This window comes from Nostoc sp. LEGE 12454 (genome assembly GCF_056620565.1).
The window spans coordinates 24,761-41,694 of the sequence record NZ_JBWQXL010000055.1 but is presented as its reverse complement, the minus strand read 5'-3'; the positions used below and the strand labels follow the sequence as shown (position 1 = coordinate 41,694).

At 40.5% G+C, this 16,934-nt stretch carries 14 protein-coding genes, 1 tRNA gene and 1 pseudogene; 13 read left to right on the top strand and 3 right to left on the bottom strand.

Going from position 1 to position 16,934, the window contains the following annotated elements; translation table 11 throughout:
* The 4 genes and pseudogenes from priA to AC1F2U_RS30720 all read left to right on the top strand — a co-directional run.
* Nucleotides 1–2,171, top strand: a 2,171-nt coding sequence (gene priA / locus AC1F2U_RS30735) for a primosomal protein N' (RefSeq protein ID WP_480264567.1), incomplete at its 5' end; no start/stop codon positions are given.
* A gap of 268 nt (nt 2,172–2,439) precedes the next feature.
* Nucleotides 2,440–2,574, top strand: a complete 135-nt coding sequence (locus AC1F2U_RS30730; RefSeq protein WP_480264566.1) for a hypothetical protein — start codon at nt 2,440–2,442, stop codon at nt 2,572–2,574.
* Nucleotides 2,575–3,033: 459 nt separating this feature from the next.
* The gene (locus AC1F2U_RS30725; protein ID WP_480264565.1) at nt 3,034–5,232 is read left to right on the top strand and encodes a PQQ-dependent sugar dehydrogenase; all 2,199 of its coding nucleotides are present in this window, start codon (nt 3,034–3,036) and stop codon (nt 5,230–5,232) included.
* Nucleotides 5,233–5,251: 19 nt separating this feature from the next.
* A pseudogene (locus AC1F2U_RS30720) lies at nt 5,252–5,338 on the top strand (IS982 family transposase); the annotation flags it as partial.
* 255 nt (nt 5,339–5,593) lie between these two features.
* Here AC1F2U_RS30720 and AC1F2U_RS30715 read toward each other — a convergent pair.
* A tRNA-Thr gene (locus AC1F2U_RS30715) sits at nt 5,594–5,665 on the bottom strand.
* Between the two features lie 367 nt (nt 5,666–6,032).
* On the opposite strand from AC1F2U_RS30715, the gene argF reads away from it, so the two are divergent.
* The 9 genes from argF to AC1F2U_RS30670 all read left to right on the top strand — a co-directional run bounded on the left by argF (nt 6,033) and on the right by AC1F2U_RS30670 (nt 13,774).
* Nucleotides 6,033–6,953, top strand: coding sequence for an ornithine carbamoyltransferase (gene argF, locus AC1F2U_RS30710; RefSeq protein ID WP_480264564.1), 921 nt, complete (start codon nt 6,033–6,035; stop codon nt 6,951–6,953).
* A 209-nt stretch (nt 6,954–7,162) separates the two neighbouring features.
* Nucleotides 7,163–7,768 carry a transcriptional repressor LexA gene (lexA, locus tag AC1F2U_RS30705; protein ID WP_480264563.1) on the top strand — a complete coding sequence of 202 codons (606 nt, stop codon included), beginning with the start codon at nt 7,163–7,165 and terminating at the stop codon, nt 7,766–7,768.
* Nucleotides 7,769–7,860: 92 nt separating this feature from the next.
* A complete protein-coding gene (locus tag AC1F2U_RS30700; protein WP_480264562.1) occupies nt 7,861–9,339 on the top strand; it encodes a DNA phosphorothioation system restriction enzyme in 1,479 nt (492 codons plus the stop codon).
* Nucleotides 9,340–9,666: 327 nt separating this feature from the next.
* Nucleotides 9,667–9,840 (top strand): hypothetical protein, encoded by a 174-nt coding sequence (locus AC1F2U_RS30695; protein WP_180277607.1) that lies wholly within the window; start codon nt 9,667–9,669, stop codon nt 9,838–9,840.
* The gene (locus tag AC1F2U_RS30690) at nt 9,837–11,909 is read left to right on the top strand and encodes an AAA family ATPase (RefSeq protein WP_480264561.1); all 2,073 of its coding nucleotides are present in this window, start codon (nt 9,837–9,839) and stop codon (nt 11,907–11,909) included. The genes AC1F2U_RS30695 and AC1F2U_RS30690 overlap by 4 nt, the downstream gene beginning before the upstream one ends.
* A gap of 11 nt (nt 11,910–11,920) precedes the next feature.
* The gene (locus AC1F2U_RS30685; protein ID WP_480264560.1) at nt 11,921–12,490 is read left to right on the top strand and encodes a Uma2 family endonuclease; all 570 of its coding nucleotides are present in this window, start codon (nt 11,921–11,923) and stop codon (nt 12,488–12,490) included.
* A gap of 59 nt (nt 12,491–12,549) precedes the next feature.
* Nucleotides 12,550–12,786 carry a hypothetical protein gene (locus AC1F2U_RS30680; RefSeq protein ID WP_480264559.1) on the top strand — a complete coding sequence of 79 codons (237 nt, stop codon included), beginning with the start codon at nt 12,550–12,552 and terminating at the stop codon, nt 12,784–12,786.
* Complete coding sequence (locus tag AC1F2U_RS30675; RefSeq protein WP_480264558.1) at nt 12,783–13,049, top strand: type II toxin-antitoxin system RelE family toxin; 267 nt, start codon at nt 12,783–12,785, stop codon at nt 13,047–13,049. The genes AC1F2U_RS30680 and AC1F2U_RS30675 overlap by 4 nt, the downstream gene beginning before the upstream one ends.
* Before the next feature lie 263 nt (nt 13,050–13,312).
* On the top strand, nt 13,313–13,774 hold the full coding sequence (locus AC1F2U_RS30670) for a DNA phosphorothioation-associated protein 4 (protein ID WP_480264557.1): 462 nt from the start codon (nt 13,313–13,315) through the stop codon (nt 13,772–13,774).
* Between the two features lie 29 nt (nt 13,775–13,803).
* On the opposite strand, the gene AC1F2U_RS30665 is transcribed toward AC1F2U_RS30670, so the two are convergent.
* Both AC1F2U_RS30665 and AC1F2U_RS30660 read right to left on the bottom strand, forming a co-directional pair.
* Nucleotides 13,804–14,994 carry a DNA sulfur modification protein DndB gene (locus tag AC1F2U_RS30665; RefSeq protein ID WP_480264556.1) on the bottom strand — a complete coding sequence of 397 codons (1,191 nt, stop codon included), beginning with the start codon at nt 14,992–14,994 and terminating at the stop codon, nt 13,804–13,806.
* Between the two features lie 105 nt (nt 14,995–15,099).
* Nucleotides 15,100–16,701 (bottom strand): DGQHR domain-containing protein, encoded by a 1,602-nt coding sequence (locus AC1F2U_RS30660; protein ID WP_480264555.1) that lies wholly within the window; start codon nt 16,699–16,701, stop codon nt 15,100–15,102.
* Nucleotides 16,702–16,934 lie beyond the last annotated feature (233 nt).

The following is a 16,934-nucleotide window of genomic DNA, read 5'->3' as shown; positions in this document are numbered from 1 at the left end:
GTTATTTACTGGGATCTGCCGATCCTTTAGCTTTTTTGACTCCGACTGCGCGGCAAGTTTGGGAACTTTTGCAAGGGCAGCCGGCGGGGGACTACAGTTTTGTTTACCTGCAACAAAAAGTCAAATCTGCTTATCGGGGAATTCGGGAGTTGTTGCGATTTGGTTTAGTAGAAAGCTACTTAGAACCACCACGACTGACTCGACCAAAATTGCAAAAAGCAGTTACGCTCACAGGTACAATTGACCAAGAGTTAACTACTCGCCAACGAGAGATATTAGAAGTGCTGCGGCGGCGCGGTGGCGAGTTATGGTTAAATGAGTTCTTACAGATTTGTAAAACAACTACCCCTACCCTGAAAGGGCTAGAGGAAAAAGGCTACATCGTCATCGAAGAACGAGAAGTTTTGCGAACCGAACAAGGCCCGACTTTAGTAGGCGATGGTGCTAAATCTTTAACTACAGCTCAAGCTAGCGCCTTAGCGACAATCCAGACATTAGATGGATTTGCTCAAGTTTTATTGCATGGGGTGACAGGTTCAGGAAAAACCGAAGTATATTTGCAAGCGATCGCACCTCTCCTCAATCAAGGTAAATCTGCCCTGGTTTTAGTCCCAGAAATTGGACTCACACCGCAGTTAACCGATCGTTTTCGCGCCCGTTTTGGTAATAAAGTCAGCGTCTATCACAGCGCCCTTTCAGACGGCGAACGTTATGACACTTGGCGACAAATGCTTACCGGAGAACCCCAAGTTGTCATTGGTACTCGTAGCGCCGTTTTCGCCCCTTTGCCCAACTTGGGTTTAATTATTTTAGATGAAGAACACGATAGCAGCTTTAAACAAGATTCCCCTATACCTACCTACCACGCCCGTACCGTTGCCCTGTGGCGAGCCGAATTAGAAAATTGCCCCTTGGTGCTGGGTTCCGCTACGCCTTCGTTGGAAACTTGGGTAAGCGTGGGGAGGCAGGGGAGCAGGGGAGCAGGGGAGCAGGGGGGTAGGGGGGTAGGGGGAGAATTTGTAACTCCTAACTCTTCACTCCTCACTCCTCACTCCTCACTCCTCACTCCTCACTCAGCACTCAGCACTCATTACTTAAGTTTGCCTGAGCGCATCAACTCCCGCCCTTTACCGCCTGTGGAAATTGTCGATATGCGGCAAGAGTTACAGCAGGGAAATCGTTCTATATTTAGTAGATCGCTGCAAGCAGCTTTAGAAGAGTTGCAAGAAAGAAAACAACAGGGAATTTTATTTATCCATCGTCGGGGACACAGTACTTTTGTATCTTGCCGCAGTTGTGGATATGTGTTGGAATGTCCGCACTGTGATGTGTCGCTGGCGTATCACCACACCGAAGAAAAAGCGCCGGAATTATTGCGGTGTCATTATTGTAATTATGCGCGATCGCACCCCAAATTTTGTCCTGATTGTAGTTCCCCTTACTTGAAATTTTTCGGTAGCGGTACTCAACGAGTCACGCAAGAACTAGCGCGACAGTTTCGTGACTTAAAATTTATTCGTTTTGATAGCGATACCACCCGCAATAAAGGCTCACATCGTACCTTACTCACTCAGTTTGCCAACGGCGAAGCGCATTTATTAGTCGGTACGCAAATGCTCACTAAAGGTTTGGATTTACCACAGGTGACACTTGTGGGCGTTGTCGCCGCCGATGGATTGCTAAATTTATCAGATTATCGCGCCAGCGAACGAGCGTTTCAAACCTTGACGCAAGTCGCTGGACGTGCTGGTAGAGGTGAAGATCCCGGTAGAGTGATTGTGCAGACTTATACTACAGAGCATCAGGTAATTGCAGCAGTGCGATCGCACGATTATCAATCTTTCTCTCAAGCTGAATTGGAACAACGCCAAGCACTCAATTATCCTCCTTATGGGCGGTTAATTTTGTTGCGTTTAAGTAGTCTCGACCCGATTCAAGTGCAAAATACGGCGCAAGTTATTGCTACAGCCTTGAGTACAGAAGAAGAATTCGAGATATTGGGCCCAGCACCAGCGAGTATTTTACGAGTAGCTAATCGTTATCGCTGGCAGATATTGATTAAATTTGCCCCCGATGCTTTACCGCGATTACCAGATTGGGAAGAAGTGCGATCGCTTTGTCCTTCGTCTGTAAGTTTAACTATTGATGTAGACCCGTTAAATATTATGTGATCGTTATGCGATCGTAAATTACTACCCCACCCAGTTGCGCACTTAATAAATAAAGCCGAATTGCTTGGTAATTGACTTAATCTCTGCATAATCCACCTTCAGATAGATGAGTGAATTAGAATATCATCTTATTACAAAGATAAAGCATAGATATGGAAAATTTTTTCATGATTTGCTGTCAAACTTAGATCGTGTTCGGCTAATTACTTAATAATAAAATCTCTCCATGTTCATGTTGAGTTTCACTATTTTTAAACACAACATAAATATGGATAAAATGTTGGATTTTGTTTTTCAAAAGTTACTTGCTTGGTTGTCGGGAAACCCCCAGATGTTTGCGGTAGCATCTTTAAGAGTTGCTGTGCCATTGCCGTACCACTTCGTGGAAGCAAGCTACGCCTAGCGTCTCCCTTTGGGAGAAGAGAAGGCTTTACGCTGCACTATCGCCCTTGCTGGCTCCCCAAAGTACAGATATTATAAACATCCAACTAACTTGATATTAGTTATCTATTAACAGCATAAATAAAAATGAACTCTGCCAACACCTATTCCAAGTTGGTTTCTGGTAATAATTTTGAAGATTTATTACTGATTTATTGCTTTTTACGTAATCATACCGTGGCAAGTTGAGGGATTAGAAAGTCCCCTTATAATTCTCTTAAAAAAAAGTTCAGGACTTATGTATAAAAAGTATTTTCCCAATACTTTTTATACAGTTTGGAGAAATGTGGTCCCTAAGACTTGCGGTCATTACGTTCGTTTATAGCCAGTGAAGGATTGCCAAGAATCATCATTGCAGATACTTGGCCAATGTTAATGGACTACTCACCTATCAACTACGAACACAACGGCAAGGCATACTATGATTTACAAGATCAAACCCAAAATACTGGTATTAGCAATTATTCAAGGGATTGCTTTTCAACCAAATAATGCTCCCGTACCATCTGGGTATATTAAAGATATCGGTCAAGCCTACAATGATACTAGAGGTTTTGGTTGGGTGCGTGAAGATAGCTTAAGCAATAGTACACCCACTCCCCTTGATATCCAACTCAATACACGCGATCGCAACCAAAGTAGCATCGATCGGCGACTAAATAGACTGATTCATCTGCAATATCCTCTTAGCAGTTCGGGACCAGGAGTCAAGATACCTGCTGCTTGGGAATATGCCCTATCTAATGCTTCGTACAATGTGACTGTTAGCGTCGGTGATGCTATTAATACTGTAAATAGTAAGCACCAGATCAATATAGAAGGGACGGCTGCTATTTCTGGCTTTGTACCAACGGCAACCAAAAAGTTTGCCGCAATTACCCGGATTGTTAATGTTGCCGATGGCAAGCTCACAATTGATGCTAAAGGTGGTAGGAATACCAAGCTCAACTATATTGCGATCGCACCAGGTAATCGTCCCTCGATCAGAACGACCAATCCCAATGATGGTCAGACAAACGTGTCACCAGATATCTCGATTACAGCAGACCTAAATCTTCCTAATAGTGGGATTGCGGTTAATACTATTTCTGCCTCAACCATTAAGCTGATCGATAGCACTACTAATACACAAGTCAATGCCAATTACAACACTTCCGGTGGTGGAGATGTGATTGTAGTGTCTCCGATAAATCGTCTCAAGAACAATACCAAATATTTGTTACAAATCACCGATGGGGTTAAAGATAGCAATGATGCTGCATTCTTACCCTATAGCATCAGTTTCACAACAGGCTCCTTTGTGAATCCAGTAAGCAATATTACTTTCGAGCAAGTCTCACTAGCGAATGTACCTGTCAAACCTTACACCACAGTAGTGATTGGGCCTGACAATAAACTCTATGCTGCTACCTTACTAGGTGAGATTTTGCGTTTCCCGATCGATGCTGATGGCACTCTGGGTACGCCACAAACGATTTCCTCATTGCAGACTGCAAATGGTGGTAATCGAACGATCGTTGGTATGCACTTCGATCCCTCATCAACAAATGCTAACAACCTAATTCTCTGGGTAACAAATAACTACTACTGGAATGGAACTGTTGATGCGCCAGAGTGGAGTGGTAAAATTACTCGTTTAAGCGGTACCAATCTAGAGACAGTAAAAGACTATGTGGTTGATTTACCGCGATCGAGCCGGGATCATCTAACCAATAGCATTGAGTTTAAGCCCAATGAGCCAAACGTGCTCTATCTGTTGCAGGGTAGTAATAGTAGTACGGGCGCACCAAACACTGTCTGGAGTAATCGTCCTGAGCAGTTGTTAACTGCTGCTGTATTACGAGTTGATCTGTCCAAAATCACCTCACCTCCTTTAAGCGTTAAGACGGAGGATGGAGGTACTTATAACCCCTTTAAAGCGGGCGCACCTGTAACTATCTTTGCTAGTGGTATACGTAATGCCTACGATCTGGTTTGGCATACCAATGGTCAGTTGTATGTGCCAACGAATGGTTCAGCGGCTGGTGGCAATACGCCAAATACACCGATCCCCCTACCTCTTGCCTGTCAAAACCGTATCGATCAAGCTACTAATGGGGCATATACTAGTCCATCTGTGCCTGCTGTTAGAAGTCTAGGTACGCAGCGAGACTTTCTGTTTCGCGTTGTTAAAAATGGTTATTACGGTCATCCCAATCCGAAGCGTTGTGAGTGGGTGTTGAGTGGAGGAAATCCTACAGCCGGTACAGATCCAGTTCAGATAAGTGAATATCCCGTTGGTACTCTACCTGACCGGAATTGGAAGGGTATTGCCTTCGATTTTGGAGAGCATTTTTCACCTAATGGCATTATTGAATATCGTAGTAATGTTTTAGGTGGTCAGCTGCAAGGTAAACTGCTGGTGACACGCTTCAGTTCAGGGAAAGACATCATTGTGCTAACACCAGGTGGCGCAAAGTTGGATATTATAAACTCCCAAACGGGTATTAGTGGTTTCACTGGTTTTAATCCAAGTCCATTGGATTTGGTTGAAAATCCCACGAATGGAAATCTCTACGTGGCGCAACTCAGTCAAGAGACGGGTATGGGCAAAATTACACTTCTGCGTCCACTTAATTAATATCACTACCGAGCGATCGCAATCAATTCATGCTTGTACCTGGGAAGGGTTTTTACTGAAACTGCAAGCATTCATTTTTGCATTTACTCTCCAACAAGCATTTATCTCATCAGTTAATTTTTCTACTTTTTTAGTTGACTCCCAATTACGGTTGCATTCTAGCGCAACCGTAAACTTTTTATGTGCATTTATCCAAATCACCGATTACGCAGCATCCAGAATTTTATAACCCCCAACTTGGGTTATTATGTTAATATTTATTATTCTCAACAATTCGGCCACACTAATTTTCTGCGAAGTTTTCGCAGAATTCAATTGAGTTCAAAAACAGCCCCAAAACATTAATTAGCAAATGTACAAAAGCCAGCAGCGGGATTTGAACTCGCGACCTTCCGATTACAAGTCGGATGCACTACCACTGTGCTATGCTGGCAAGTTTGACGATTACTCTTAATTAGCAACCACGATTTATTATTGTACCATAATTCATTTATTTGTCTAGCTGTAAATTCTAAAAAATATCTGCTTCATCGTAAATTAGGCTAAAAGACCAGAAATTTTAGCAATATCGCTGCTTTTGTCGCCCTAGATGGTTCTTCTGGCGTTGCCATTGTGATGAACCAGAAACAATCAAGCATTCTGAATCACTGAATAAAGTTGATAAATTAATATTTATAGCAAAAGCTAACTCAAATCCTGGGTTGAACCCAAAAATACCCGGCCAGTTCTAAAACTGTATTTTCTTGGCACGGTTGAATAAATGAACAGAAATATATAATTATTTTTTACAGATTACAAGCATGGCAGCATTGCTCGGACGAGATTTATTAAGTCTAGCGGACATCACTTCTACTGAACTTCAAGAACTCCTGCAATTGGCAACTCAACTTAAATCACAACAGTTGAAGTTGCAGTGTAATAAAGTTTTGGGGTTGTTGTTCTCCAAAGCTTCAACTCGCACACGCGTAAGTTTTACTGTGGCGATGTACCAACTGGGTGGACAGGTAATCGATCTCAATCCTAATGTCACTCAAGTTAGTCGCGGGGAACCTTTGCAGGATACGGCGCGGGTGTTAGATCGATATCTGGATATTTTGGCAATTCGGACTTTTGCCCAGCAAGATTTAGAAACTTTTGCTCACTATGCCAAGATTCCGGTGATTAATGCACTTACTGATACAGAACATCCTTGTCAGGTATTAGCGGATTTATTGACGATTCAGGAAACCTTTAACACCCTTGCTGGGTTAACTTTAACCTACGTGGGTGATGGGAATAATATGGCTAATTCTCTGATGTTGGGCTGTGCTTTGGTGGGGATGAATGTTAGAATTGCCACCCCTAGCGGATATGAGCCAGATTCTCAGATTGTAGAACAAGCAAGAGCGATCGCTAATAACAAAACAGAAGTCCTCGTCACTCACGATCCAGAATTAGCAGCTAAGGGTTCTGCTGTACTTTACACTGATGTTTGGGCGAGTATGGGGCAAGAAGCCGAAGCAGACAACCGAATGCCAATTTTTCAACCTTACCAAATTTCAGAGCAGCTATTAAGCCTTGCTGACCGAGAGGCAATTGTTTTACACTGCTTACCAGCCCATCGTGGTGAAGAAATTACCGGATCTGTTATTGAAGGTTCTCAATCACGAGTTTGGGAACAAGCAGAAAATCGCCTGCACGCCCAAAAAGCTTTGCTTGCTAGTATTTTAGGAGCAAAGTAGGGAATAGGGCACAGGGTATAGGGTATAGTTTTCTTGCTTGTAACCTGTACCCTCTAACGTGTAACCTGCAATATTCTTATTTGTCAAAAGGCAAAAGAGAAGAAAATAATTTTACTTTTGCCTTTCATATTTTTACTTTTCTCTTGTTATGGGGAGTTTTTTGTAGTACTAATGTTCTAGAGACATTTATAATTACTTCTCGGAAATTTATGGAACGTCTAACAGAAGCTCAACAAGAACTTTACGAATGGTTAGCAGAATACATCAAAACGCACCAGCATTCGCCTTCAATTAGGCAAATGATGCAAGCGATGAACTTGAAGTCACCAGCACCAATTCAAAGCCGTTTAGAGCATTTACGCACTAAGGGATATATTGAATGGACTGAAGGACAAGCGCGAACGATTCGGATTTTGCATCCTGTGAAGCAAGGTGTACCAATTTTGGGCACGATCGCTGCTGGTGGTTTAATAGAACCATTTACTGATGCTGTAGATCATTTAGACTTTTCTAATTTCGATTTACCTCCCCAAACCTATGCTTTGCGGGTAGCTGGCGATAGCATGATTGAAGATTTAATTACTGATGGCGATGTGGTATTTCTGCGTCCAGTAGCAGAACCTAATCATTTGAAAAATGGTACTATCGTCGCCGCCAGAGTCGATGGATTCGGTACGACATTAAAGCGTTTTTATCGCCAAGGCGATCGCGTTACCCTTAAACCAGCAAATTCTAAGTACAATCCCATTGAAGTCAGTGCTATACAAGTGCAGGTACAAGGTTCTCTCATCGGTGTTTGGCGAGGTTACAACTGAGTAATGGAGAATGGGGAGTAGGGAATGGGGATTGGGAAAGATAAGTACTAATGACCAATGACCAATGACCAATGACCAATGACTAAATAAATATGTACCTGACGAAAAATTCAGTGCAGCAACTGCCCACTTTCCGGTTAAAATTACCAATTGCAAGGGAAAGTAAGGGCAGTTATTACACTCCGCAACCATTACCAGGATGCCCAAGAATGCCTGTGTCTCTGCAATTGCGGCAATATCAGCGACAAGCGATCGCTAGCTGGTTTACCAACAATGGCAGAGGGACGCTGAAAATGGCTACTGGTAGTGGTAAAACAATTACTGCATTAGCGATCGCCTGTGAACTCTACCAGCAGATTAATTTACAAGTTCTGTTGGTAGTGTGTCCCTATCGCCATCTCGTTACTCAATGGGCGCGAGAGTGTGAAAAATTTAATTTGCAACCCATTTTAGCTTTTGAGAATTTACGCACCTGGCAAAGTCAACTTTCGACGCAAATTTATAATCTGCGTTCTGGTTCTCAACGGTTTGTCACGGTGATTACTACGAACTCTACTTTAATTGGAGATGGATTTGGGTCTCAACTTAAATATTTTCCTGCCAAAACTTTAATTATTGGAGATGAGGCGCATAATTTAGGCGCACCCAAGTTGGAAGAAAGTTTACCGCGCACTGTTGGGTTGAGACTAGCTTTATCTGCCACGCCGGAAAGATATTTTGATGATTTTGGTACGCAATCTTTATTTGATTATTTTGGCCCAGTTCTCCAGCCAGAGTTTACTTTAAGGGATGCGATCGCTCAAGGTGCTTTGGTGCATTATCTGTATTATCCGGTATTGGTAGAGTTAACTGAAGCAGAGAGTATTGCCTATTTAAAGTTAACTAAAAGAATTGGGCGATCGCTACTATATAGAGAACGAGAAAATGGCGAAGCGGGATTTGAAGAAAATGAAGACTTAAAGTCGTTGTTGATGAAAAGAGCAAGATTAATTGGTGCAGCGGAAAATAAATTAACCGCTTTGCATGAATTAATGACAACTCGCCGCGACACTACTCACACTCTTTTTTATTGCAGTGATGGTTCGCAAGATACGGGACAACGTTCATCCTTACGCCAACTCAAAGCTGTTGCTAAAATTCTGGGGGTGGATTTAGGGTACAAGGTAAGTACTTATACAGCTCACACAACTTTACAAGAAAGAGAAATTTTGCGGCATCAATTTGAAAGTGGTGAGTTGCAGGGTTTAGTCGCAATTCGTTGTTTAGATGAAGGTGTCGATATTCCGGCAATTAAAACTGCGGTGATTTTATCAAGTTCTGGTAATCCCCGTCAATTTATCCAGCGACGGGGGCGAGTTTTACGTCCTCATCCAGGCAAAGAACGTGCAACAATATTTGACATGATTGTTTTGCCACCAGATTTAGATAGAGAAACGATAGAAGTTGAGCGCAATCTGTTAAAAAAGGAATTGCGTCGCTTTGTGGAGTTTGCAGATTTAGCTGATAACGCTGGTGAAGCAAGAATGAAGTTACTTGATTTACAAAAGCGATATGGTTTATTAGATATTTGATGATGAACTATATAGTTGTATGATTTTGTAAAATTTTTCGAGTTTTGCAAAAACAAACATTAAGTATGAAATAATAAAATTATGAGTTAGATAATAATGGGATGTAAGTTGGTTTAAAAATTTTACTTACATCCTATTATCATCTAGATTGATTATATTAATAATAACAGAAGACAATTTAATAATAAAGTCTTTTTTCCAAGAAAAGTATAAATTAAAAAAAATAGTTTTTACAAAATTAAAGATAACGCTAACAGTGGCTTTACGGAGGCTATTTCAGGACTAGAGAAAGTTAAACTATAGAAAAAGTATATTTCCAAAACCAATATGTCACAAGAGGCAAATATTGATGATGTGCAGGAGCCAATAACCAGCGCTCCGCCGGAAGTACGGCAAATTATTGAGCGGGTATGGAAGCTGGAGAAAGGCCGGCTAGATAAGAAGATTAACAGCCATATAAATGATAATATTTTGGACATTATTAAGGAAGAGGTGCGATGAAGCTGACTTCAATAAAGCTATGCAACTTTCGCTCCTTTTATGGTACGACACCAGAGATGCTCCTCGCTGCTGGAGATATTCAAAACACAACGATTATTCATGGTAATAATGGCTCTGGAAAAACTAGTTTACTGAATGCCTTTACTTGGGTATTATATGAAAAATTTAGTGCAGCATTTGCGTCGATAGAACAGTTAGTTAATAAGCGTGCGATCGCAGAAACTCAAAAAGGTCAAGCTGTAGAATGTTGGGTAGAGATTGGCTGGGAACATGAAGGCAAACGCTATCGACTTAAACGTACCTGTCGGGGTTATAAAAACGAAGGTGATTTTGAGGCTGGGAAAACTCAATTAAGTATGTGGGTTGGTGGAGATGATGGTAAATGGAATATACAATATCAGCAACTCGACGATATAATTAATCAAATTTTACCCACTAGTTTACATCAATATTTTTTCTTTGACGGCGAACGAATTGAACAAATAACCCGTTCTGACAAAAAAGCTGAAATTGCTGAAGCTACAAAGATTTTCTTGGGTGTGGAAGTAATCAACCGTTCCATCAGACATTTGGGAGATGCTAAAAAAACTCTAGAAAATGAGTTGAAAGCTATTGGTGATTCTGAAACTAAACAACTTTTACGACAGCAAGAAAAAATAGAACGCGAACGCGAACGCATTACCAAACGGCAAGCTGAAATTAAAGAAGAGTTAGAATATCAACAAACTTTTAAAAAAGAGACAAGTAACCGTTTGCGAGAACTGAGTGCTGCTAAGGAATTGCAAGAAAGATGGCAGGATTTAGAATCACAGAAAGCGGCGAATCAAGAAGAATATAAAAAAACTAAAGAAGCGCTAAAAAAAGTTATTTCCGCGCGGGGTTATACCGTTTTACTCTCAGAAACTACATCCCAGTTTCGAGAAATTATCAATGATTTGAAGCAGCGCGGCGAGTTAACATCAGGAATTTCCCGGAAATTTGTAAATGATTTACTCAATTCTCAACGCTGTATTTGTGGTGCAGAGTTACACGAGGGTAATCATTCTCATACTCATGTAAGTACTTGGTTAAATAAAGCAGGTTCCTCAGCGGTGGAAGAAACTGCAATTCGGATGAGCGCTCAAGTAGATGAAATTGATAAGCAAGCCATAGGTTTTTGGGAAGAAGTTGATAGAGAACAAGCCAGAATTAATCAGTTAAGGCAAAGCATATCTCAAATTGAAGGCGATTTAGACAATATTCAAGAACGGTTGCGAAAAGACGCTAATGAAGAAATTAGCAGTTTGCAAAAACGCTTAGATGAAATTGAAAGTAAAATTGATGAGTTAAATCGAGAACAGGGTGCAAATCAGCAGCAAATTGCTCAACTCACAACTGAAATTGAAGGTTTAAATAAACAAATTGCCAAACAAAAGCTGAATGAAGACAAGCAAACTTTAGCACAGCGACGAATTAACGCCACTCAAGATGCAATCGAACGGTTAACGGAAGTTAGAAATCGTCAAGAACAACAATTTCGCCTGCAACTAGAAAAGCGAGTACAAGAAATATTCATGGATATTTCTGTAACTCCATACATTCCTAAAATTAGTGAAAAATATGAACTGACATTAGTAGAAAATACTACAGGTGTGGAAGCTCCAGTTGCAGCATCCACTGGCGAGAATCAAATTCTCAGTTTATCCTTTATTGCCAGCATCATTGATAAAGTAAGGGAATGGAGTGAGAAACGCAAAATGATGATGATTCCCGATAGTAGCACTTTTCCAATTGTGATGGATTCACCCTTCGGTAGTTTGGATGAGAATTCGCGGCGACATATTGCGAAGACAATTCCCCAATTAGCGAATCAGTTGATAGTTTTAGTCACTAAAACTCAGTGGCGGGGTGAAGTAGAAGCAGAAATGACAGACAGAATCGGTAGAGAATATGTGCTTACATATTATTCATCTAAGCCTGATTGCGAACAAGATTATATTGAGTTGGCTGGAGAAAGATATCCTTTGGTGAAACAAAGTCCGAATGAGTATGAATATACTGAAATTATCGCGGTTGAACGTAATGTTTAGAGGATAAAGTTATGGTTGCGAGTCCAGATGGAAATTATATGTCTCCCCAAGAATACCTGAAATGGGAAGAACACCAAGAAATTAAATATGAATATATTGATGGTGAAGTTTTCGCCATGACTGGGGGTACTCTTCCCCATAATGATATTGCTTTAAACTTAGCTTCAGCGTTAAAAAGTCACCTGCGAGGAAGTGGGTGTCGTGTGAATATGGCGGATGGGAAAGTAGGTATATCTGAAAAGGGGCCTTTTCATTATCCCGATGTTGTGGTGAGTTGCGATGAACGAGATAAACAAGCTATTCAATTTCTCCAATATCCTTGTTTAATTGTTGAAGTTCTGTCCCCAAGTACGGAAGCTTACGATAGAGGTACAAAATTTACGCGGTATCGTCGCATTGAGACTTTGCAAGAATATGTCCTCATTGATGCTGAAAAAATTGGTTTAGATTGCTTCCGGTTAAATGATAGAGGACTCTGGGAGTTACATCCTTATGAAGAGGGGGATGAAGTTCATTTAACTAGCGTTGATTTTCACTTTCCTATTTCTTTGGTTTATGAGGATGTTCAGTTTCTAACTTGAGTTTAGGGGAAACTACAGATGGTGGGAGAATAAGTAAAATTACATTTGGATGATTAAAAATGACAGCATACGAAAGAGAACAGTTAATTAAAGATATCAACGTACTGCTACATCAAGCTTATGACAGTACTTTAGTTGAAATTCACGCACTATTAAAAAGAATCGATGATGTAGACGATGAAGAAGACTTAAAAGCCATTAAAGAAGCTAGGGAAGATATACGCATTAATGGCACTGTGTCTTGGGATGAAATTCAAAAGGAAATAAGAAACGAAATAAACAAGGATGTTGCGTGAGTTACGAAGTTAAATTTTCAAGGGGTGCGAAAAAGCAGTTTAGGAAACTACCTATAGACGTACAACAGCGCATACAAACTAAAATCAACGACTTGGCAATAGAACCGCGTTCAAACGGGGTAAAAAAATTACAAGCTGATGATAATTCATATCGTATTCGAGTAGGAGATTATCGAGTTGTTTATGAAATAGATGATGATGTTTTAATAGTGACTGTAATTAAAATAGGACATCGTAGCGAGATTTATAAAGATGAAAGTTAGCAGAGTGTGGAATATCGGTGCGATGCCTACGGCGGCAAGCTACGCTAATTTTGGTAGGATTAGATCGTGCTAGTAATCCTGAAGAACCGTTTATCGCCGTGATGAGGTGGTGGAGGCTGAACCCGCAGTGCCACGATGGACTATGTTAGTGGATAATTTGTTTGTTTAAGCGATCGCTCACATACTAGTATAAAATAATGCGTTAATAATTACTATCACTTTTGACTTTCGGTTAAAATAGCAACAATGTAGATATTAAAACAATGGCTGCAAATAGAATCAGGGTTGCTAAAGATAAGGCTGAGTTGGTGAAATCTTTAGTCGCATCAAAAGACACAACTGGGCCTTTTCAGACTTATGTAGAAGTTATGGTGTTTGCAGCAGCATTGGGCGTTAAAAATAAAAAGCGCATTCCTTTAGACATAATTTCTAAAGATTTATCCCCACTGCGACAAGATTATTTTACTAGCAGCTTTACTCTATTAATTAATTTGTTGGCTATCACCGAAACAGAAAACATTAAGGTTATAGGTGATGATAATGTAGCAGACGAGCAACGCATTCACATTTTTGAAGAGTACGCTAATGCTGGTTTAGAGATTATACAAAATGAACTGCGTGGAGCAGTAGACTATTCAGAGCGACTTTTATTGATTCTTAGTTATGAGAGAACTAATACAGAGCAACAAGATGAGGAATTTGATCTAACCAAATTCCTATCTTGATTTTTAAGTAATGCTTAAAAGCAATAACTTTACATCCACCCCAGTGTAATTTTTACTGTTTTGACTGCATCTGTTACTGCACTAACAGTAGCAGATATTCTATATGGCTTGTCTGGATTTTTAGGTTGGGCATCTATTCTAATTACATTATCCTTCCAAAGTTGGTTTTCTCTTGACCAATCTAACTGTGCTAGTTGTGAAATTTTTTCTTCATTAAAATAATTGTTTTCTGAGTCATATATATAGTGCAATAAACGTCCTAAAACTTCCAATCCAACGCTTATACCAAGAATACAGTCTTCTTTAAATGCATTTACTTCATCTGTTGTGATTTCTTCAACAGTTGTATCAGCAATATACTCAGTGTTACTACATTCTGAGAAAAATTTATTAAGACAGATAACCAAAGCATCAGATGCTTGATAAACATCATAATCTCGAAGCTGATTACCTGGATCGTTAGTAAAAATGCAACTTACAAACCTAGCTATAAAATTGGTTGTGTAAATCAGCTTTTGTTTAGTTGCAGGACTTGATTTAATCTTCTCTGTCTTACCCTGAAACATTGGCACTCGTTTTATTAACTCTTTAGTAATGCCAACTCGACCAGAGAACTCCCCAAATGATAATAATAATGATTTATCTAGTTGTTTTGTTTGAGCCATGTCTCTGAAATCTGCCTGACACTGCTGAAAATCACCCTCTAAAACTAGAGTAATTGCAAAATCATCATTACTGATTAAGTGGCTTTCAGTACTTTCTATCAATTCGTGAATTGCACGTTTACGGTGTTGTCCATCAGTTATATCCAACTTGACTCCACGACGAATAACAACTAGACAAATACCTCTACTAAGTTCAAGAATTGTGATGTCTTTTGGAGCTACATTAGCAGTCAAAGTTCCTACAATCCAAGGTTTTTCTTTTCGAGAACGGTCAACAATATATTTTTTAATTTCATCAGCATGACCTTTAACCTCTGGGCGATTTTTACCAGAATCAGGATCATTCCCAGTGGATGGTTTAGCTTGGAGAAGACCAGAAAAGTCACTCGCAGGTACATTAATTTGCAGCATTGTCCGCTTTCCCTGCTGAAAAATCAGCCCTGGATAGCAGCGATCGCGATGATATTGTGAGAAGAATGGCTCAATAAAGGAGCTAAACTGAGCTTTTGTCTGAGGAGAAATGCTATTATTGTCGTCCTCAATCGGTTGAGCCATATAAATACCTAACATAAATTAGTAGATGTTAGCAAACATGATATGCAACCCTTATGGACTGTAGCATCGGTAAAAACCACACTGCAAAATCCCTACTTAACTTTGCTAGTTAAGAATATGTGGAAGTCCTACAGCTTTTGGTTCAACAAACTTGCCATCAAAACCTATAGTTTTATCTTCCACAGTCCTAGCATCTGCCAAAGCCTTACGAAGTTCGGCACGTTCCATCTGTTCCTGAATTCCACCCAGGATGTAAACCAATAATTTCGCCGCCAAATCTCGTCCAGCAACCTGCACCCGCTTTTTATTTGGGTCATACAAAATCCCATACCAGAGAGATTGGGGATATTCCATGCCACTAAAACCACCTTGCTGGTCAAACTTCCGCAGTTTCTTAAAAATATCTTCCAGAGAAAAACCTTTTTTAAAAACCAAAATTCCCAAAGCTTGGGCTAATGCAACTTGAGCAACTGGACGGAAAAGCATATTTCCTTCACCTCCATCCTTCTCAAAGCTGAAGCGCCGTAAAGCTGGTGTATCCTCGTGTTCTAAAATTTTATAACTAGAAAGACTTGCCAAAGAATCAAATAGCTTTTTAAATTCCTCAATTCCCTGCTCAAGTTCTTCATCCTCTGGACGCATGGGAATTAGACCTTTCTCCAAGGGTTTCCAGTGAGGGAACTTTTGAGCCAAATATCGCTCAGACATATCTTGCAGAGCTTGCAAAGTCGTCAAAACTGTAGAATTGGAAGCCACTGTTGCACTATTCCAATTAACACGAGGATTGCGCTCTTGTCGTTGTTCTAATAGTGGATGTGTAACTGCAATTTTTCTAGCAACGATCGCAAAACCATCATCTTCATTCAACTGTGTTAGTTGCCCTTTAGTCAAGGGTGCAGCCATCAAGTTGACATGAACAAAAATCGATCTCACCCTCCGCCTCGCCTGGGTGCGAGTTTCCCCAGCCGCTACCGCACAGATGAACTCAATACCAATTTTTTCCTTCGGTAAATTTTGCAAGTAAGCAAGCTCTACTTGGTACTTTTCTATCAAATCATTGACTGTAATAAAACTGTCATCAACACCTTTATCTTTTTTATAGCGCTGGAGTTTACGAGTTTTGATTAACTCCATCAACCCCTGAACCCCCATTAATCGGTGTTGACCATCTAGTGCATAAATAGTCACATCATCCTCAGAAATATTTAGCAGACCTACTTTAGCGTCTTTATCTAGAGGTATAAAATCAGTAGTAGACTTGGTGGCGCGTCCTTCACTATCCCACTCAGCAGCCTTGGGATTATCCACCCACGGTTGATTAATCACCACCAGCACTGGCGGAAACTTATGATTTTGTCGAGCCGCCAAATACTGCACTAGCGGCGCTTGACGTGACCAATCAAGGGGACGCTGTTGAATTTCATCAATGCTATCCGCGTCAATCTCGACATTCTCTGTCTCAGGATTATACTTTTTCTGAAACAGAGGTAAGCCAGAGGCGAAGTGAACCCGGCCTGCGAACCATTCCAAGGTAACAGAGCTAACATAAGCCTCAGTACCACCCATCTCGGTTTTTTGAACGAGAATCTGATCTTTTCTCCCTAAAAACTTCTCTAGGAGTAAAGCTAGTACCTGTTTTTCCTTGTCTTCCCGTTCCAGGTATTCTCTAGCGATGTCAGCAGTGGGGTCAGATGCACTATCTTTCATGTTAAATTTTAAAAACAGAATAAGATTATGTCGTTTAATTATCCAAAAATTTGGAAATTAGCAGTAAAGTTTTTAAAAACTTTTTTTCAACCCACGCAGGTGGGTTTTGTCTGTATAGCCGCGAATTCTATGACTCTGTTGGCGAATTGCGTAGGCGCAGCCCACCGTAGGTATCGCTATCCTCAAAAGCTTGAGATGTCGTAGCTTCTCACCCCAGAAATTGCGGTTTACAT